Origin of the sequence: Pseudoalteromonas rhizosphaerae (genome assembly GCF_902498845.1) — a bacterium.
Taxonomy (GTDB): Bacteria; Pseudomonadota; Gammaproteobacteria; order Enterobacterales; family Alteromonadaceae; genus Pseudoalteromonas; species Pseudoalteromonas rhizosphaerae.
Window position 1 is genome coordinate 64541 of record NZ_CABVLM010000012.1, and the last position, 19010, is coordinate 83550.

Genomic DNA, 19010 nt, shown 5'->3' on the forward strand with positions numbered 1-19010 from the left:
GCTATTAACTATAAGATGGCATATTTACCTTGTATATACAAGATGACTTGTTAGACTGAGGAAAAATAATTTTCGGAGTTAATATGACAACAATCACTGCAAATGATCCGGCTAATGACTGGGATTTATTGATCACAGATGCCAATATCGCAACTATGGATTGCAGTATTGCAGCACCTTATGGCGCCATCGAAAATGCAGCGCTGGCAATCCGTAAAGGTGTCATTGTGTGGTTGGGTAAACAGGCCGATTTACCTAAATTCGACGTATTAGCAACGCCGATGCTTTCAGCAAAAGGGCAGTGGCTAACACCTGGTTTAATTGATTGTCATACCCACTTAGTGTTTGCCGGCTCAAGAGCTGAAGAGTTTGAACAGCGTTTACAAGGTGTTAGTTACGAGCAAATAGCGGCGCAAGGTGGGGGGATCGCTAGTACGGTAGCAGCAACACGAGCTGCGGATCATGAGGCTTTATTTGTGCTCGCGAAGGATCGTCTCAATGCCCTCTATGCTGAGGGCGTGAGTACCGTTGAGATCAAATCTGGTTACGGACTTGATTGCGAAAATGAAGTTAAAATCCTCGAAGTGGCACGTTTGTTAGGTGAAAATCACCCAATTGATGTAAAAACGACATTCTTGGGAGCGCATGCCCTACCTTTGGAATTTAAAGGTCGCAGTGATGAGTATATCGATCTAGTTTGTAATGAGATGCTTGAGCAAGTGGTCACTGCAAATTTAGCCGATGCTGTCGATGTGTTTTGCGAAAATGTTGGTTTTAGTAATGAGCAAACTCGCCGAGTTTTTAATGCCGCAAAAAAACATAATTTGCCAGTGAAATGTCATGCTGAACAGCTTTCAAATCAGCAAGGAGCACAATTAGTCGCTGAATTTAATGGGTTATCTGCTGATCATATTGAACATTTAGATGAAGCTGGAGTAAAGGCCATGGCTGCAGCAGGCACTGTGGCGGTATTATTACCCGGGGCATTTTATTTTTTACGCGAAACCAAACAGCCGCCAATTGAGCTATTAAAGCAGTATCAAGTACCAATAGCGATTTCGACAGACTTTAATCCAGGTACATCACCCTTGTGTTCTTTGCAATTAATGATGAATATGGGGTGTACTTTATTTCGCTTAACTCCTGAAGAAACTCTCGCCGGAGTTACGCGTAATGCCGCAAAAGCATTGGGTTTAACTGATCGCGGAGTGTTAAAAGTCGGCATGCGTGCCGATATAGCTCATTGGCAAATATCCCACCCAGCACAATTAAGTTATCAATTTGGCGTGAATAAACTGTTAAATCTGTGGATTTTGGGTAGACTAAATTAGTCTGTTGTAATGTTGTACTCAAAAAATGATTTTAATTGCGCTATTAACAAATACGGGACTTGAATATTCTGCAGGGAGCGCTTTTTTAAACAATATATTGACGCCTACTTTTTTAGCCGGCGCTATTTTTATGGCGATGATCTGTGCCTTGTGCGTGGTTAAAAAGCCATTACTGCGCTTTAGCTATCTCAGCAATGGGGTACTTGGGTTGGCAGTATTAAGCGGCGGCTTTAACTTTTTGGAGTTACTATTTGCACTGAGTATTGGTTTGCATTTATGGCTGGCATTTTCGCAAAATAAATGGACTATGCTCACTTTGAGCTGTTGCTCAGCACTTGTATTTACGGTGTGCTTAGCGGCTCATTTACTACTTGAGTTACCTCTTTATTTAATTGTACTGGCGAGCATTGTACTGGCTATGTCTGGCTATTTTGATGATGAAGAGCTTGTTGCTGAGGCTGATGACGCAGCGCATATAAATCACTTTATGGAGCCTGCGCCGTTATTAAATCTTCCCGATATTAAGCAGTTACGACAAGGTTATTACGACTGGCGTAAAAACAATCAACAACGAGCTGCGTTGGTGGTTATCCGGTTGGAGGGGTTTGCTCAGGTTAATCAGCATATTGGCCGAGACTTTGGGGATTTACTATTAGCGCAGTCTGCAAACCGTATTAAGCAACTACTGCTTATTGAAGAAGTGATTAATTTAGCTGGGGAACAAAAATTAGCTCACCTTGGTGGCCTTAATTTTGCATTTATATGTAATTTAGCGCAGCAAAAACATTTACATGAGCAATTAATCAATCAAATACTAGGGGCCACCTTGAAGCCGTTTAATGTGGCTAATTGCACTATTAAAGTCAATGCACGGGCCAGTTTCGTTGATTGCGATGAACAAGAAAATAGCTTTGATAATTTAATTTCGTTTGCTTACCTCGCTTTAGATAGCCACCCAAAACAACAAGTGGTGGTGTACCATCAACAAATGAGAATAGAGCAACTAGAACAGCAAGCGCGTTTGCAAGAATTAGCAAATATCGATTTTTCTAGCGAACTTGAACTGTACTTCCAACCCATCATTTGCAATCACGATGAAAAAATTGAATTTTTAGAGTTGTTACTGCGTTGGCAACATCCCAGACAAGGGATTTTATCGGCTAATCGATTTATTGATGATATACGTGTTGCAGGGCTTGCTTATCCATTAGCCACATTTGTTATTGAACGCGCCGCAGAGCTTGCAATGGCACTGCGTATGGAAGGCATAACGATGCCTTTGAGTATAAATTTATTTGGCTCTGAAATGCTAAATGAAGAATTTATCGAATTCCTTGATCACATTTTTATCGAACATCAACTACAAACAGGCGATTTAATTGTCGAGTGTCCACTTAATCTGTTTATGAGTTTAGATGAGCAAGGTAAAGCAATGGTCGCACGCATCAATAGCATTGGTATTAAAGTCTGTGTGGATGGCCTTGGTGATAGCCCTATTTGGCTTGCTAAGTTACCAAATTTAGCCGTTGCATATGTGAAAATAGCGCCTTCATTAACAGCTGATTTCAGTCATCAAAGCCATGTTCGTAGTTTGATAAGTGGTATGGTTGATATGCATAACCAACAAAATGCGAAGGTAATTTGCGAAGGGGTAGAAACACTGGAGCAGCTTAATTTTGTAAAAAGTTTAAACGCCTATGCTGCGCAGGGTTATTACTACAGTCATCCACTGAGCAGTGTTGGCATGATCTCTTGGTTAAAACAATGGCAAATAGAGCATCCGTAATCGTTTTTTAGTTTGCTTTGGCTTGTAAATAAGCATTCACGAGAGCTGTGATTATTTGCCCTGCATCGCTCATTCCGGCCTGTATACCACTAGGATGTTGGTTGGGGGCTGCTTCACATAAATGCAAGTATTGGCTGTTTACTTGACTGGCAGCTAAATGCACAAAGTGCTCGGCATCGCTAACACTAAAACCACAATTGGTATACGCACTGACGGGCATTAATGAAATGCTATCAAGATCCACTTCAACCCCAAGTGGTGCATCAATTAGATTATATAGTGCCTGCTGGCATGCTTCAGTTAAGGTTTTTTCGCGCCTCACTTGCAGCGCTTGGTAGCTATCATAACTAAATTGGGCAGCAGCTAAAGCATCAATAATTGCTTGATTGTTTTTCAGCTCGTGCATGCCAATAACATGATAATTATTTAAGTGTTGCTCGTTATATGCATAGCGAAAACCATTACCACTATGGCGGCCTTCACAGTCACGGAAATCGGCATGAGGGTCAAAGTTGATCGCGTTTATTGGGCGCTGTTTATGCTTGCTTAATGCGCGAATAATACCAAGGCAGTTATTATGGCCACCGCCAATAACGATTGGCTCTAACCCCGCAGCAAAAATTAAGCTCAGCACTTGCTCAACACGTTGATCAAGCTGGGCGCATAACTGGCGTAATTGTGTTAGTTGCTGAGGATTTTGGTTTGATAAATCGCGCGCCGCAAGAGTCAAATCGCTGATCGCGACTTCGCCTAATAACAAAACTTTTTCGTTCGCTAAGAATTGGTTGTCAGGTTGATTTAAAAAGCGCTTAAGAAATGCTTGCCAGCCATCTTCGGCACCACCATTGCCTAAGTTGGCGCGTGGCCCGATATCTTCGCAAATACCTAGTAATACATACTTAATACCAAATTGCGCGGCATCGCGCATGGCTTGTAAAGGATCAACACCAGTGTCAAGTAGGGCTATTGACTGCCATGCTTTTCTTTCATTAGCGCGACTGCTACACCAAGGTTTTACAGTCGCTTCATCATAGATATGTAGGTGGTTTGACACTCGTTATTCTTCTACGATTTCCAGTTCAAGTTCTTCACCAGATAATACAATACCGGTGCTATCTGCATAGATAAAGTCGTCATCAAAGAATGATACACCAGCGAAGTTAACGCCAATGCCGTCTTCACCAGCACCGGTGCTGTCTGCTGCAACAGGGATTGAAGCAATTGCTTGAATACCTAAATCAAGCTCTTCAAGTTCATCAACATGACGTACTGCACCGTATACCACAATGCCTTGCCAGTTATTTTCTACAGCTAGTTCAGCAAGCTCGATATCGATTAATGCGCGACGAGTTGAACCACCCCCATCAATTAATAATACACATTCTTCGCCGTCTTGAGAGAGTATGTCGCGGATCAGTTCATTATTTTCAAAACATTTGACGGTTTTAATACGGCCACTAAAATTGTGACGACCACCAAAGTTAATAAACATAGGTTCGAGCACATCGACCACATCGGCAAAGTGATCGCATAAATCTGAAGTGCTGTAATCCATTTTTCTATCCTTTCTAAAGATACGTGAGCTGATGTTCAGTATACCTTTCTTAAATGCAATAACAACGACTTAATAACAGTAAATTGCGCTCTTTTTAAACAATTATTGCGCTAAAACAGGAAAAGCAATATTAGTGTCTTAAAAGCGTCACTCAATTGTTATTTTCACCGCCTAAGCTGAAATTGTGTACAGAGTTTGCACAATTAAAGGATCAAGTAATGAGTGAGAACAACATGCTAAAAAAAGTTGTCCAACTGGACCAAAGTTTGTTTTTGATGCTATTTAATGGCAATGCCCCAAAATGGTTAAAAAATTCAGCTTTAGGTTTCTCAAAAACAGGCAATGGAGGGCTTTATGTATTAATCGCTGTTGGTTTTGGCTGGCTTAGCAGTGAAGCTGAATTACGGCTTATGGCGATGACTCTATTGCTGGGCTTTTTAATTGAGCGACCCATTTATTACGTGGCTAAAAATAGTTTTGCCAGAATTCGGCCATGTGATTGTTTAGTAAAAGGCGCTTACATTACGCCCAGTGATAAATTTAGTTTACCGTCAGGTCACAGTGCTGGCGCATTTTTAGTGGCTGTTATCTTAGCGCAGTATTTCCCGCAATTCGCAGAGTTATGTTTTTTGTGGGCAACGGGGGTCGCAGCATCGCGGGTGTTACTTGGGGTACATTTTCCTGTTGATGTAGTGCTTGGTGCATTGATGGGGGGAAGCTGTGGTTTATTGGCAATCTTGATAGTGGCTACCTTATGAAAATACTTTATGGCATTCAAGGAACTGGTAATGGTCATATAACCCGAGCACGGGTGATGGCGAATGCGTTTAAGCAAATGGGGATTGCTGTAGATTATGTGTTTTCAGGGCGAGCCCAGCAGAATTACTTTGATATGGACGAGTTTACTAATTATCGCAGTTTTCGGGGGTTATCTTTTACTACTCAAAATGGTCAAGTCAATAGTTACCAAACAGTGAAAAATAGCCGTATATGTAGATTACTAAAAGACATAAAGCAGTTAGATGTATCGGGTTATGATTTTGTGTTTAATGACTTTGAACCGATCACTGCATGGGCAGCAAAACGTCAAGCAGTGCCAGTAATAGGCATGAGTCATCAAGCTGCATTTTTATCACCCAAAGTACCAATGTTTGGCCATAGTTTACTGCGCCGCTCATTAATAAAATATTATGCTCCTGCTGATACCTATTTAGGCGTGCATTGGCAGCCATTCGCACAAAATATCATCCCTCCTTTTATTGCTCATCATCGACATGATAATCCGGTCAATGTTGACAATAAAGTATTGGTATATTTACCTTTTGAAGAACTGCGAAGTGTGATTGATTACTTACAAGATTTTCCTGAAAAAGAATTTTATTGTTACCACCCGCAAGCTCAGGATAGTTCATCCGCTAATATTCATCTACGAGCCCCTTCACGTGGTGGCTTTTTAAATGATTTAGCCAATGCCAGTGGTGTGATCGCAAATGCGGGTTTTGAGCTCTCTAGCGAAGCACTAAAATTAGGTAAAAAACTGTTATTAAAACCATTGTCAGGGCAGTTTGAACAAGACGCCAATGCACAAACATTATTAGCAATGAAAGCCGCGCACGTAATGAATTACTTAAACCCTAATGCGTTGGATGACTGGCTCAATAGTACATCACAAAAACAGATTAATTTTCCAAGTGATCCACAGCCATTAGTTGAGTGGTTAGCAGCTAAACAGTGGCATAACACACAGGAGTTACATCAAAATTTGTGGGCTTCGGTAGGTTAAATTCAAAATCAACGGATTTTTTAAAGCACTGTAGTAAAAAACAATAATAATGTAAGCCAATTGTTAGTTATTTAACTATACTTCGTACTGTGATTTATTTTATAGGCTGTTGTTAATGAGTTTACTCCAAAATTTGACTATTAAACGTCGTTTACAAGTCAATGCATTAGTTGTTGGTCTCGCTATGGTCGTTATGTTATGCGTCATCATCTATGAGGCACGCATTATGCTGAAACTAAATGAAACGATTCAGTATGCTGAAGAGCTCGATATACACGAACTGTCAATGCGTAAGTACGAAAAAGACTTTTTGTTTTATAAGCAAGAAAGCAGCTTAGAGTTATTCGATCAAGAATATGAGCAGCTACAGGTTAAAATAAAAATGTTAGCTCAGTTATCAGCCGAGCTGGATATTGCCACTGCGCAAGTCGAGCAATTTGTAGCACTTGCTAAGCATTATAATGACGACTTTCAAAAAGTTGTAAAATTACAAAAGAAAATTGGTTTACACCCTAAAGATGCGCTTTATGGCGAACTACGAGATGCTGTGCATCAAATGGAAACGCTGTTAAATAAGCAAGATAACTATCATTTACTCACTTTGATGTTACAGCTTAGACGCTCTGAAAAAGATTTTATGCTGCGTTTTGACCTAAAATATTTAACTCGTTTTGAAGATGGTGTATCGCAGCTAGAACGTCAAATTCGCAACGAAAACTTGGCTTCAAGTGACCAGTCTGAGCTGTTACGTTTACTTGCAATTTATAAAAGTAAGTTTAAATCGTTAGTTGATGCGCAAGTTGCACTCGGTCTGGATTTAGGTTCAGGTGCGCTTGGTAAAATGAGAGACAGCGTTAAACAAAGTGATGATTTAGTCACTTTAATTACGACTGCAACGAAACAACAAGTTGAGTCTACTGCTGCACAAGCGCAAATGATCGCTATCGCAATTTTTATTGTTGCCAGCTTACTAGTGATGATTTTGGTGTACTTTACAAGTCGCTCGATTATCGTCCCAATAGAACGGGTATATCACACCATCAATGAAATTCGCCGCAACAATGATTTACGACTTACAATAGATCATAGTGGTAAAGACGAAGTCACGACCATGACGATCGATTTTAATAGTCTCATAAATGATTTTAAAGAACTGATCTATGAAGTGAATACAGCTTTAACAACTTTAAATATAGCTACCGATCACTTATCGGAGAGCACCGCAGCAACGAGCTCGGGTATGCAAGAGCAGTTGCATGAAGCTGATATGGTTGCAACCGCCGCTACGGAAATGCAAGCCACCATTCAAGACATTTCTCATAATACCGAGGCCGCAGCCAAAAAAGCAGAATCAACTAATCAAAGTGCTCAACAGGGGCGCAAAGAAGTTGAAGCAACGGTTAAGCAGATCAATCAATTATCCGATTCACTGGGTAATGCCTCTACCGTAGTATCACAGCTTGAAAAAGACGGTGAAACCATTGGCTCAGTATTGGATGTTATTCGTGGTATTGCTGAACAAACTAATTTACTAGCACTCAATGCCGCAATCGAAGCTGCGCGCGCCGGAGAGCAAGGCCGTGGCTTTGCTGTTGTTGCTGATGAAGTGCGTTCACTTGCACAGCGTACTCAAGAGTCAACCAAAGAGATTGAGAGCATTATCTCGATTTTACAAGGGCGTACTCAAGAAGTCGTAAGCATAATGCAACGATGCCGAACACAAGGCGGCGAAAGCGCAGCACAAGCAACAAAAGCGGGTGAACTTCTGAACTCTATTACCGAAGATGTGCAAACTATTATGGAAATGAGCACGCATATTGCCACCGCAATTGACGAGCAAAGCCAAGTTGCTTCTGAGGTGAATAAAAACGTCGTGCGTATTCGTGATATCGCCGAAGATGCCTCAGCTCATTCATCAAAAAATGCACAAACTAGCGAAGAGGTATCAGAGCAAGCAAGAGTGCTTTACGCCGCGATAGATAAGTTTAAGGTTTAAAAACAGCAGCTAGGTTCTAGGGTTTAGGCGCTAGGAGTTAGCTGAGCTTTAAGCGCTAAGCCATAAGTTTTAAGCAGCCCTGAGTTGTTTGAAAGTTATGGCTTTTTTGTTTGGATAATTAAATAAGCGCCGCGCCTCTGAGCCTCTTTGTAAATATTTCAATTAAAGATCTTTTGCACAAAGAGAAGGGAGTGAAAAGCTTCTGGTTTTGAGCAACGAGCTGCGGGTATACGCCTAGCTCCATTGTAGGTCGTCATTTATGGCGAAAATCAATTAACTATTGGAATTGACTGCTAAAGCACGACCTACGCCAACCTCAGCCTTTAGGCCCTACCTCTAAAACGCAGCGTCTCTTGACCTCTTTGTGAATAATTCACTAAATTTTTTTGCACACAGAGAAGGGAATGAGCAGTAAATGAAGGAAACTTAGCGCTTAGTATTGGCATGCTTAAATAACTGATAATCTAACATGAATATTACTAAGCGATTGAATCAAAATAGCAACTCCGCTATGGTTAAACCATCAATAACAATAAATTAAAAACGAGTTATTCTACAGGCTCGTTAGGATTATGAGAGTATCAATGAAACTTTTAAGCTGGATTTTACTGATATTATTTATATTATCTTATGGTGGTTCTGCATTATTTTGTTCAGGTTTTGTTGATATTATTGAGCCAAATTTTGGTGAATGCTTTAACAGTGGTGTTTCATATTTTGATTATTTTCCAAAAGGTCAGTCTCCTCTTGAAATGTTAGGTGTAAAACTAATTGCGGCATGCTTAGTAATATCATTTGTTATTGGTTTTATTTATCATAAGTTTAAAGTCAGAAAGCAACCCTAACATATATGAGTCTTAACTCAGTCAATAGGCAATAGTATTACCTTTAACGGTTTAAATTCGGTAACGGCCAACTTAAAATCAATAAACAAATTTGTTTACATCGTCTGTCGATGCAGCTGTAAGTAGCTTACGGCAATCAGACTATTTAGGGCTTATTAAAACCTAAAACCTAGTTACCTAGCACCTTCTCGTTACGCTTCGCTACACTCAACCACAACCACAACCACATAGTTAACTTTAACGCCGAGCTGCGCTAACTTTCACCTTGAACCTTTTAACTCGCTAACTATACTCTCGCAAACTCGCAAACTCGCAAACTCGCAAACTCGCAAACTCGCAAACTCGCAAACTCGCAAACTCGCAAACTCGCAAACTCGCAAACTCGCAAACTCGCAAACTCGCAAACTCGCAAACTCGCTAAGGTACAAACTTGATCGGTACGCTGTCTTTATTGGCTTGATGTTCTGCGAGGCGTTGTTGGTAGGTTTGCCATAAATCGTCATGTTGGGCTTGTAGGTGGGTGAAGTATGCCCAGCTGAATAAGCCGCTGTTGTGGCCATCATCAAAGTCTAAACGCAGTGCGTAGTGGCCGACGGGTTCTATCTGTTTAATATTCACTGATTGCTTATTAAGTACGAGTTTCATCGGTTCGTTGCCGTGGCCTTGTACTTCGGCAGAGGGGGAGTGAACACGTAGAAACTCACAGCTAAAGGTGCAATGGCTGTTATCGTCAAAATAAACATCAAGGGTTTTACTAACGGTGTGATGATGTACCTTGATCACTTGCTTCATTGTTATACCTTTGTGATTAACCTAGAACCTAGAACCTAGGCCCTAGATCCTAGTTTTAAAATTAAAGAATAAAGCGGCTTAGGTCTTCATCTTCAACTAACGCACCTAAGTGCTGCTCTACATAAGCGGCGTCAATCACGATGCTGCTGCCTGCCTGCTCGGATGCATCATAGGAAATTTCTTCCATTAGTTTTTCCATCACAGTGTGTAGACGACGAGCACCGATGTTTTCGGTTTTTTCATTAACTTGCCATGCCGCTTTGGCAATGCGCTCGATGGCGTCATCGCTAAACTCTACACTTACTTGCTCTGTTTTAAGTAGTGCATGTTGTTGCTCGGTCAGTGAGGCATGTGGTTCGGTTAAAATACGTTTAAAGTCGTCAGCGGTTAATGCTTCAAGCTCTACACGAATAGGTAAGCGACCTTGTAGTTCTGGGATCATGTCAGATGGTTTTGCCATTTGGAATGCGCCAGAGGCAATAAACAACATATGGTCAGTTTTCACCATGCCATGCTTAGTGCTCACGGTTGAGCCCTCAATCAGTGGCAGTAAGTCACGCTGTACGCCTTCACGGCTTACATCTGGACCTGATGATTCACCGCGTTTACAGATTTTGTCTATCTCGTCGATAAACACAATACCGTTTTGTTCGGCTGCGAAGATTGCTTGCTCTTTTAGCTCTTCAGGGTTTACTAATTTAGAGGCTTCTTCTTCAACCAATAATTTAAACGCTTCTTTAATTTTAAGTTTGCGTTTAGTGCGCTTGTCACCCGCCATATTTTGGAACATGCCTTGCAGCTGGTTGGTCATTTCTTCCATACCAGGAGGTGCCATGATCTCAACATTTGGTTGTGCTTGAGCTAAATCAATATCAATTTCTTTATCGTCTAATTGACCTTCGCGTAATTTTTTACGGAAGATCTGACGCGTTGAAGATCCTTCATCGCGTTGGCTTTCACCAGACGAATCTTTAGCTGGAGTCAGTAGTGCATCTAAAATACGTTCTTCGGCAGCTTCTTCTGCGCGATGTTTGAATTTTTTAGTTTGTTGCTCACGGGTCATTTTGATTGATACATCAACCAAGTCGCGAATGATGGTTTCAACTTCTTTACCAACATAGCCCACTTCAGTGAACTTAGTCGCTTCGACTTTAATGAAAGGCGCGTTGGCAAGTTTTGCTAAACGACGGGCAATTTCAGTTTTACCAACACCGGTTGGACCGATCATCAGGATATTCTTCGGCGTTACTTCAGCGCGAAGATCTTCATCTAATTGCATGCGGCGCCAGCGATTACGAAGGGCAATAGCCACTGCTTTTTTTGCTTTTGCTTGACCAATTATATGCAGGTCAAGTTCATGAACGATTTCTCTGGGAGTCATATCAGACATAGCAGTTCCTATTACAATTCTTCGATGGTTTGAAAGTTATTTGTGAATACACAAATGTTGCCGGCAATTGTCAGGCTTTTTTCAACAATTTCGCGGGCGCTTAAATCGGTGTTTTCAAGTAGGGCAGTTGCAGCTGATTGGGCAAAGTTACCACCACTACCAATGGCAATTAAATCATTTTCAGGCTGCACAACATCACCGTTACCAGTAATTATCAGTGAGGCTGTGGAGTCGGCAACAGCAAGCAATGCTTCGAGTTTGCGCAAGGCGCGATCGCTACGCCAATCTTTAGCCATTTCAACAGCGGCTTTGGTTAGGTTGCCTTGGTGCATTTCAAGCTTGCTTTCAAAACGTTCGAACAGGGTGAAGGCATCAGCAGTGCCGCCAGCAAAACCGGCGATCACTTTGCCATTATAAAGGCGTCGAACTTTGCGGGCGTTGCCCTTCATTACGGTGTTACCAAGTGAAACTTGGCCATCGCCACCAATGACGACTTTATCGCCGCGACGTACACTTACAATAGTGGTCATGTTATTCCTCATCATCGAGTCGCAGGGGCGACTCGTTAAAAGCGATTGATGATGAGTTAATATGGGTTAATGGGCTAAAATCAAGTCCAATTCCAAATTCCGCAACCAGTTATTTTGCTACGCTTTAGTTTGTTTTTATCACTTTCGGCTAAACGTTTGGTTTTATAAGGACCTAAACGCACTTTATACCAGACACCGTTAGTGCCGGTTGTTTCACGAATTTCGGCGATTAATCCGGCAAATGCGATTTTAGCTTTTAAGGTTTCTGCTTGGCCATGGGTTCTGAACGAGCCGCATTGCATTACATAAGGGCCTTTTTGTTCAAGCTCTCTTACTTCAACTTGAATTTCATGCTCTTTGATTTCTTTTATGAATTCAGGAGGGCGTGGTTTAGGCAACTCTTGTTGCACTTTTGCAGGTGTTGGGTTTGCTTGTTGTTCAACCAGCTTTGGATCTGCATTGGTTTTGACATACCATAAACCAAAACTAAAACCGCCAACAAGTAGTACGGTAACCAGTACTAATAATACGGGGAATGGTTTTTTCGGTGGCGCTGTTTTTTTGCTATTACGGTTGCCCGGTTTTTTATTAATAAAATCGTGTTGTGCCATGGTGGTATTGGGCTTCTAACCTTAAATCATATCTATTGGATCTACATCTAAGCTCCATCGCACCTTTTGCGCTAATTTACTGGTACTTAAGTAGTCTACCATTTGCGCGAGATATTGGTGTAATAGAGGGCGTTCGAGCGCTTGAATATGCAATTGAAAGCGATATTTCCCCGCAATTCGCTCGAGCGGTGCAGGGATCGGACCTAGCAATTGTATACCAGTTAGACCTTGGACTGGAACTAAATCTGTTAAAAAATCGACCACTTGCTTTATGTTGTGACCTTCAGCGCGGACAATCGCCATATTAGTTATTGGTGGTAGCTGTGCATCATCGCGCTCTTGCAGTGCAAAACGGGCGAAATCTTGATAACCATTATTGACTAAATCTTGTAATAAAGGATGTTCGGGAAAGTGAGTTTGCAATAATACATGACCTGGTTCGCCACTGCGCCCAGCACGGCCAGCCACCTGAGTAACCAATTGTGCTAAATGCTCTGTGGCGCGAAAGTCGCACGAGTACAAGCCGCCGTCGACATCAAGGATCAATACTAAGCTCACATCAGCAAAGTGATGACCTTTGGCAAGCATTTGGGTGCCAACTAAAATCCTTGCACCGCCTTGGTTTATATCGTCTAGGGCTTTTTCTAAACTGCCTTTACGACGCGTTGAGTCGCGATCAATCCGGCTAATCGGGGTATCAGGAAACTCGGTTGTTAAAAACTCTTCTATTTGTTCGGTGCCTTTGCCGTTAGGAAATATTTGTGTACTACCACAGTCTGGACACTGATGCGGCACGCGTTCTTGCTCACCGCAGTGATGGCAAATCATTTGGCCGATGGCTTTGTGAAAAGTCGCACTGGTGCTGCAACGTGTGCACTCACTTAACCAACCACATTCATGGCAAATCAGGGTAGGTGAAAAACCGCGACGGTTTAGAAATACCATCACTTGTTTGCCTCGTTTTAAATGCTGACGCATAGTGGCAAGACTGGCATGGGCTATACCAGCTTGATCCGGCTGGCCTTTCATATCAATCAGCTGAAATTTATTGTCGGTACTGGTTTGCGCACGTTGCGTTAGGCTCAGCAGTTGGTATTTATTATGAATTGCCTTATGCAAGGTTTCGAGCGCCGGGGTTGCTGAGCCTAAGATCAGCGGTATTTTATGTTGAAAAGCGCGGTATGCGGCTAAATCACGGGCATGGTAACGTAAGGTATCTTGTTGTTTAAATGAACCGTCATGTTCTTCATCAACAATGATCATACCAAGCTTTAAAAATGGTAAAAAGATACTCGAACGTGTACCAATCACAATTGCGCAACTGGCTTTTTCACAAAAGCGCCAAGTTTGTAAGCGTTCGTTATCGGTCAGTGCTGAATGCCACAGCATAATCGGCGTATCAGGAAAGCGACGACGAAATCGATTAACCGTTTGTGGCGTAAGGCCAATTTCAGGCACTAGTACGAGTGCTTGTTCACCGCGTTTTAAAACCTCTTCAAGGCATTGTAAGTAAACCTCGGTTTTACCACTGCCAGTAACACCTTCTAGTAAAAAGCTATTGAAACCGACCGCTTGATTAATGGTGGTACAGGCTACTGCTTGCTCTTTATTTAGAGTCGGCTTAGTGCCTACGGTGGGAAGTTGTTGTTGCCATTGGTTGTCGTGTTCAATCGTTTGGCTGATCAGCTCTTTGTTAAGTAAGCTGTCGATAGTTTTTTTACTAAACCCCAGCGCTTTTAATTCTGTAAGTGATGATTTACCCGAATCTGCCAGTTGTTTGAGTAAGCTTAGTTGGCTCTTTGCTTTTAAAGACGGTAATTTAGCGCCTTTTTCAGTTAGTGCCACCATACTAATACTGCTTTTATCTGGGCACAGTCCTTGACGCAGCGCGCCAGGCAGGGCGATATGAATTGTTTCACCTAGTGGGTAGCAATAATAGCGCGCAGTAAAACGCAATAATTCGATATGTCGCTCTGATAAAACGGCTTCATCATCAATCACTTCAAGCACTGCTTTAAGTTTATTAACCGGCACATCGGTGTTGGTTTTTAGCGCCAGTACGACCGCAACTTTGCGCTGATTACCAAATGGCACCCATACCCGCGCACCGACTTTAGGCATCACCGATAAACCATCGAGTTGCTCTGGAATGCGATAATCAAAGGTGCGATGCAACGGTACTTTTATAGCAACTTCAACAAAACTCATAACAACCCAAACAAGAACGAATAAGGGAGTTAATGTACTAAAATTATGGCTGAAAACCTACCTGCAAATATCTTCTTTAAAACTTTTGTTCATTTTATTAGCAAAAACGACATTTAAAGCTTGTAGCAAGTGGGGTTGTTGCTTAGAATACGCGTCCTAAATAATTTGTTTTAACGACGTATGGTGCCAGACTCCGGGTTTGGAGAGCGATGCGGCCTTAACTAGAGGTTTCTATGAAAGAAGGTATTCACCCTAAGTACGAAGTAATTTCAGCATCATGTTCATGTGGAAATAAATTCGAAACTCGTTCTACTCTGTGTAAAGACATTCACTTAGACGTATGTTCTGCGTGTCACCCGTTTTACACTGGTAAGCAAAAAGTTTTAGACACAGGTGGCCGTGTTGATCGCTTTAACAAGCGTTTCGGTTCACTTAGCAGCAAGTAATTCTTGTTGTTTTGTCGGAAAAAGCACCTTAGGGTGCTTTTTTTTATGCCTGCTATTTATTAAAAACACCGCCTTTTAGTCTTTATTTCTTGCTCTAGTGCTCCAGCTTTACGCATTCATTATGTTGTGACTATTTCCCACTTTTATATCCAGTATAGCGAGTAAATAACAGACAAATAGTGATTTGTTGACTATATTGTCATTCTCGTTAAAGCGATAAATTAAACGTTTTTGTCGGTAAAGTTAGGTCTTTTGCGGTTAAATGTTGTTAACGTCTTACTTTGATGGTTTTTAGTCATAGGCCATTATTTTTGCTTTAAAGCGTTGCATAATGAGCATTTTAAGATGGGTTTTTTGATGCTTTGTGGCGTTTTTATAGCCGAAAATTGAAGATTTTTTGCAAAAAATGCTGACAAAACGCATAAAATTAACGGATATAGCATATAACAGGATAGACCTGATATTGCTTGAATTTAATTATAATATAGGTATCGTTCCCTATAAGATATAAGAACTGCTTACTCTCACTTTCAACTTAACTTACTTGCAGGATAAAATCGCGTTATGTCAGACTTTCGTGAACAAGCTTTACATTACCATTCGCACCCCGTTCCAGGAAAAATTAGCGTTGAGCTTACAAAGCCAGCTGAAACCGTACAGGATCTTGCACTCGCATACAGCCCCGGTGTTGCAGAACCGGTACGTGAAATAGCTGCTGATCCCGCTAATGCCTACAAATACACTGGTAAAGGCAATATGGTTGCGGTTATTACTAACGGCACCGCTATTTTAGGTTTAGGTAACTTAGGTCCATTGGCTTCAAAACCGGTTATGGAAGGTAAAGCGTTATTATTTAAACGCTTTGCGGGTCTAGATTCGATAGATATTGAGGTGAAACACAATACCACCGAAGATTTCATCAATACGGTTGCTAACATCGCTGATACGTTTGGCGGTATTAACTTAGAAGACATTAAAGCGCCAGAGTGTTTTGAAATAGAAAAAGCATTGATCGAGCGTTGTAGCATTCCAGTGTTCCACGACGATCAACACGGTACCGCGATTGTAACGGCTGCTGGTATGATCAACGCACTTGAAGTACAAGGCAAAGAAATCGAAGATGCGATTATCGTTTGTTTAGGAGCCGGTGCCGCAGCGGTTGCGTGTATGGAGCTACTGATCAAGTGTGGCGCATTGCGTGAACATATTTACATGTTAGATCGTAAAGGCGTTATTCATACTCGTCGTGATGATTTAAACGAGTACAAACAGTTATTCGCTAACAATACAGATAAGCGCACACTGCAAGATGTTATTGCTGATGCCGATGTATTTGTTGGTGTATCTGGCCCGAATTTACTTTCTCCTGACGATCTTAAGCTAATGGCTGATCGACCTGTAGTGTTTGCCTGTTCAAACCCAGATCCAGAAATCTCTCCAGTGCTTGCTCATGGTGCTCGCGATGATTTAATCATGGCAACGGGTCGTTCAGATTATCCAAACCAAGTTAACAACGTGCTGTGTTTCCCATTTATTTTCCGTGGTGCGCTAGATGTGCGTGCAAGCAAAATTAATGATGAAATGAAAATTGCTGCGGTTGACGCTATTCGTAGCATTGCTAAAGAACCAGTACCAGCGGAAGTATTAAAAGCGGCGGGTGTTGAGACACTTGAATTTGGTGCGCAGTATATTATTCCAAAACCGATGGATCCGCGTCTATTACCGCGCATTGCCAAAGCAGTAGCGCAAGCGGCAATTGATTCTGGTGTTGCACAAATTGATATGCCGGAAAACTACATGGAGTAGCTGCTTCGCTGCAATTGGTAATGGCACAATAATAAAAACCTCAGCAACTTACGTTACTGAGGTTTTTTTGTAGCCAATTCCTGAAGCAGGAATATATACAAATGATAACTTAATCTTCGTTGAGTACAGGTACTTCGAGACCCATCTCAAGCATGATTTTTTTCACTTCTTCAGGCACTTTCTCTGGATTATCTTTACGTAAATCTTCATCGTTTGGCAGTGGTTGGCCAGTAAATGCGTGTAAAAATGCTTCACAAAGTAATTCGCTATTTGTTGCATGGCGAAGATTATTAATTTGACGACGAGTGCGCTCATCAGTCAAAACTTTTAATACATTTAGCGGGATCGAAACGGTGATCTTTTTAACTTGTTCTGATTTTTTCCCGTGTTCTGCGTATGGGTGAATATATTCACCATTCCATTTAGCCATAGGATGTATCGTTGCCTCAGGTTGTTAATTGTTTGCGCGACCTTTTGCAGCGCAAAGATGGCGAAATTCTATCGTGTTAAAAAAGATAGTCAAATACTTGTTTTTTAGCCATCTAGAGGCTTAAATGTTTTTACTTCTAATCTTGCGGCTAAAACCGCATAAATGCTTTGACTTATTAAATTTGATCCTCTAACCTTTTAGACGTCTAAACATCCATTTAATTGTAGGTGACGGTATGAGTCAAAAGAATAAAGCAACCATTGCAGTACGCAATGGTATTGATGCAGATAAACATCACGGCGCGGTTGTGCCTCCCATTCATTTATCGACCACCTACTCATTTGCTGATTTTGATAAAAAGCGCCAATATGATTATGGCCGTAGCGGCAACCCAAACCGTGACTTACTCGCTGAAACGCTCGCTAAGCTTGAAGGTGGCGCTAAGGGAATTATCACTGCAACGGGCATGGCTGCGGTGCATTTAGCTACTCAGCTGCTAAACAGTGACGATACTTTAGTGATCCCACATGATTGCTATGGCGGTAGTTACCGCTTATTCACCTCACTTGAAAAGCGTGGCTTATTAAAGTTAGTGGTTTTAGATTTAACTAAATCTGAAAATCATCAAAAAATTCTAGAGATAAAACCAAAGCTAATTTGGATTGAAACACCGAGTAATCCTATATTACGGTTAACCGATATTAAAGCGATCACCACGATTGCCAAGCAGTGCGGTGCGTTGGTTGGTGCCGATAACACATTTTTATCACCTGCTTTGCAAAACCCAATTGAGTTTGGTGTTGATATTGTGGTGCATTCGACCACTAAATATATTAACGGTCACTCAGATGTTGTTGGTGGTGCGGTGATCGCCGTTACCCAAGAGTTGGGTGATGAGCTTGCTTGGTGGGCTAATAACATCGGCATTACCGGAGCCCCGTTTGATAGCTACTTAACGTTACGTGGCCTGCGTACTTTGAATGTACGTTTACGTCAGCATCAAGAAAATGCCTTTATTATTGCCCAATATCTAGAAAACTCACCTTATGTAAGCCAAGTATATTACCCTGGATTAGTATCTCATCCACAGCATGAACTCGCTAAACAGCAGCAACGTGGTTTTGGTGGCATGGTAAGCTTTGATATCAAAGGTGATATTAATGATGCTGCAGAATTTTTGACCAGCTTAGAAGAATTTAGCTTAGCTGAGTCATTAGGTGGGGTTGAGAGTTTGATTTGTCACCCTGCAACTATGACTCATGCAGGTATGGAGGCAACTGCTCGTCTTGCTGCGGGAGTAGGTGATACCCTGATCCGTATTTCGGTGGGCATTGAAGATGTAAAAGATTTAATCGCTGACTTAGATCGTGTATTCAATAAAGTGAAACCAGGTCAAGGTCAGCACGGCGCAAAAGTAATTGCTTCCTCTGTTCAACAACAAGATGATGAGCAATCAAGCTCATTTAAACTGACTCCTGCACATACGGCTTTGTGGTAATAA

Annotated in this window: 17 protein-coding genes; 9 read left to right on the forward strand and 8 right to left on the reverse strand. The window is 41.6% G+C overall.

Annotated elements, in window-relative coordinates:
* Positions 1-83 precede the first annotated feature (83 nt).
* Positions 84-1331 carry an imidazolonepropionase gene (gene hutI, locus PSR9079_RS17450; RefSeq protein WP_149982616.1) on the forward strand — a complete coding sequence of 416 codons (1248 nt, stop codon included), beginning with the start codon at positions 84-86 and terminating at the stop codon, positions 1329-1331.
* Between the two features lie 130 nt (positions 1332-1461).
* On the forward strand, positions 1462-3117 hold the full coding sequence (locus PSR9079_RS17455) for a GGDEF domain-containing phosphodiesterase (RefSeq protein WP_179959215.1): 1656 nt from the start codon (positions 1462-1464) through the stop codon (positions 3115-3117).
* Between the two features lie 7 nt (positions 3118-3124).
* Here PSR9079_RS17455 and PSR9079_RS17460 read toward each other — a convergent pair whose 3' ends face one another.
* The gene (locus tag PSR9079_RS17460) at positions 3125-4171 is read right to left on the reverse strand and encodes a formimidoylglutamase (protein WP_149982618.1); all 1047 of its coding nucleotides are present in this window, start codon (positions 4169-4171) and stop codon (positions 3125-3127) included.
* 3 nt (positions 4172-4174) lie between these two features.
* Entirely contained in the window at positions 4175-4672 is a 498-nt protein-coding gene (rraA, locus tag PSR9079_RS17465; protein ID WP_145238473.1) for a ribonuclease E activity regulator RraA, read from the reverse strand.
* A gap of 218 nt (positions 4673-4890) precedes the next feature.
* On the opposite strand from rraA, the gene PSR9079_RS17470 reads away from it, so the two are divergent.
* The 4 genes from PSR9079_RS17470 (at position 4891) to PSR9079_RS17485 (ending at position 9296) form a co-directional block, all read left to right on the forward strand.
* Positions 4891-5430 (forward strand): phosphatase PAP2 family protein, encoded by a 540-nt coding sequence (locus PSR9079_RS17470; RefSeq protein WP_145238476.1) that lies wholly within the window; start codon positions 4891-4893, stop codon positions 5428-5430.
* Positions 5427-6455, forward strand: a complete 1029-nt coding sequence (locus PSR9079_RS17475; protein WP_149982619.1) for an MJ1255/VC2487 family glycosyltransferase — start codon at positions 5427-5429, stop codon at positions 6453-6455. The genes PSR9079_RS17470 and PSR9079_RS17475 overlap by 4 nt, the downstream gene beginning before the upstream one ends.
* A gap of 115 nt (positions 6456-6570) precedes the next feature.
* A complete protein-coding gene (locus PSR9079_RS17480; protein WP_149982620.1) occupies positions 6571-8451 on the forward strand; it encodes a methyl-accepting chemotaxis protein in 1881 nt (626 codons plus the stop codon).
* A gap of 584 nt (positions 8452-9035) precedes the next feature.
* Positions 9036-9296, forward strand: a complete 261-nt coding sequence (locus PSR9079_RS17485; protein ID WP_149982621.1) for a hypothetical protein — start codon at positions 9036-9038, stop codon at positions 9294-9296.
* 417 nt (positions 9297-9713) lie between these two features.
* On the opposite strand, the gene PSR9079_RS17490 is transcribed toward PSR9079_RS17485, so the two are convergent.
* The 5 genes from PSR9079_RS17490 to priA form a co-directional block, all read right to left on the reverse strand.
* Positions 9714-10088, reverse strand: a complete 375-nt coding sequence (locus PSR9079_RS17490) for a gamma-butyrobetaine hydroxylase family protein (protein WP_149982622.1) — start codon at positions 10086-10088, stop codon at positions 9714-9716.
* 61 nt (positions 10089-10149) lie between these two features.
* Positions 10150-11478 (reverse strand): ATP-dependent protease ATPase subunit HslU, encoded by a 1329-nt coding sequence (gene hslU, locus PSR9079_RS17495; RefSeq protein WP_149982623.1) that lies wholly within the window; start codon positions 11476-11478, stop codon positions 10150-10152.
* Positions 11479-11489: 11 nt separating this feature from the next.
* Entirely contained in the window at positions 11490-12008 is a 519-nt protein-coding gene (gene hslV, locus PSR9079_RS17500) for an ATP-dependent protease subunit HslV (protein WP_145238496.1), read from the reverse strand.
* 80 nt (positions 12009-12088) lie between these two features.
* On the reverse strand, positions 12089-12619 hold the full coding sequence (locus PSR9079_RS17505) for an SPOR domain-containing protein (RefSeq protein ID WP_149982624.1): 531 nt from the start codon (positions 12617-12619) through the stop codon (positions 12089-12091).
* A 21-nt stretch (positions 12620-12640) separates the two neighbouring features.
* Positions 12641-14827: a primosomal protein N' gene (gene priA, locus PSR9079_RS17510; RefSeq protein WP_149982625.1), complete on the reverse strand. Its 2187-nt coding sequence runs from the start codon at positions 14825-14827 to the stop codon at positions 12641-12643.
* Between the two features lie 233 nt (positions 14828-15060).
* Here priA and rpmE point away from each other — a divergent pair, with 233 nt between their 5' ends.
* Positions 15061-15273 carry a 50S ribosomal protein L31 gene (rpmE, locus tag PSR9079_RS17515; protein WP_145238505.1) on the forward strand — a complete coding sequence of 71 codons (213 nt, stop codon included), beginning with the start codon at positions 15061-15063 and terminating at the stop codon, positions 15271-15273.
* 564 nt (positions 15274-15837) lie between these two features.
* Positions 15838-17079, forward strand: coding sequence for a malic enzyme-like NAD(P)-binding protein (locus PSR9079_RS17520; RefSeq protein ID WP_145238508.1), 1242 nt, complete (start codon positions 15838-15840; stop codon positions 17077-17079).
* 109 nt (positions 17080-17188) lie between these two features.
* Here the strand turns inward: PSR9079_RS17520 and metJ are convergent, their stop codons facing one another.
* Positions 17189-17509: a met regulon transcriptional regulator MetJ gene (gene metJ, locus PSR9079_RS17525; RefSeq protein WP_016709540.1), complete on the reverse strand. Its 321-nt coding sequence runs from the start codon at positions 17507-17509 to the stop codon at positions 17189-17191.
* Between the two features lie 235 nt (positions 17510-17744).
* Between metJ and metB the strand changes: the two genes are divergently transcribed.
* A complete protein-coding gene (gene metB, locus PSR9079_RS17530; RefSeq protein ID WP_149982626.1) occupies positions 17745-19007 on the forward strand; it encodes a cystathionine gamma-synthase in 1263 nt (420 codons plus the stop codon).
* Positions 19008-19010: the final 3 nt, after the last annotated feature.

Coding starts and splice junctions, on each gene's coding strand:
- hutI (WP_149982616.1), top strand. CDS start 84: ATGACAACAATCACTGCAAATGATCCGGCTAATGACTGGGATTTATTG.
- PSR9079_RS17455 (WP_179959215.1), top strand. CDS start 1,462: ATGGCGATGATCTGTGCCTTGTGCGTGGTTAAAAAGCCATTACTGCGC.
- rraA (WP_145238473.1), bottom strand. CDS start 4,672: ATGGATTACAGCACTTCAGATTTATGCGATCACTTTGCCGATGTGGTC.
- PSR9079_RS17470 (WP_145238476.1), top strand. CDS start 4,891: ATGAGTGAGAACAACATGCTAAAAAAAGTTGTCCAACTGGACCAAAGT.
- PSR9079_RS17475 (WP_149982619.1), top strand. CDS start 5,427: ATGAAAATACTTTATGGCATTCAAGGAACTGGTAATGGTCATATAACC.
- PSR9079_RS17480 (WP_149982620.1), top strand. CDS start 6,571: ATGAGTTTACTCCAAAATTTGACTATTAAACGTCGTTTACAAGTCAAT.
- PSR9079_RS17485 (WP_149982621.1), top strand. CDS start 9,036: ATGAAACTTTTAAGCTGGATTTTACTGATATTATTTATATTATCTTAT.
- PSR9079_RS17490 (WP_149982622.1), bottom strand. CDS start 10,088: ATGAAGCAAGTGATCAAGGTACATCATCACACCGTTAGTAAAACCCTT.
- hslU (WP_149982623.1), bottom strand. CDS start 11,478: ATGTCTGATATGACTCCCAGAGAAATCGTTCATGAACTTGACCTGCAT.
- hslV (WP_145238496.1), bottom strand. CDS start 12,008: ATGACCACTATTGTAAGTGTACGTCGCGGCGATAAAGTCGTCATTGGT.
- PSR9079_RS17505 (WP_149982624.1), bottom strand. CDS start 12,619: ATGGCACAACACGATTTTATTAATAAAAAACCGGGCAACCGTAATAGC.
- priA (WP_149982625.1), bottom strand. CDS start 14,827: ATGAGTTTTGTTGAAGTTGCTATAAAAGTACCGTTGCATCGCACCTTT.
- rpmE (WP_145238505.1), top strand. CDS start 15,061: ATGAAAGAAGGTATTCACCCTAAGTACGAAGTAATTTCAGCATCATGT.
- PSR9079_RS17520 (WP_145238508.1), top strand. CDS start 15,838: ATGTCAGACTTTCGTGAACAAGCTTTACATTACCATTCGCACCCCGTT.
- metJ (WP_016709540.1), bottom strand. CDS start 17,509: ATGGCTAAATGGAATGGTGAATATATTCACCCATACGCAGAACACGGG.
- metB (WP_149982626.1), top strand. CDS start 17,745: ATGAGTCAAAAGAATAAAGCAACCATTGCAGTACGCAATGGTATTGAT.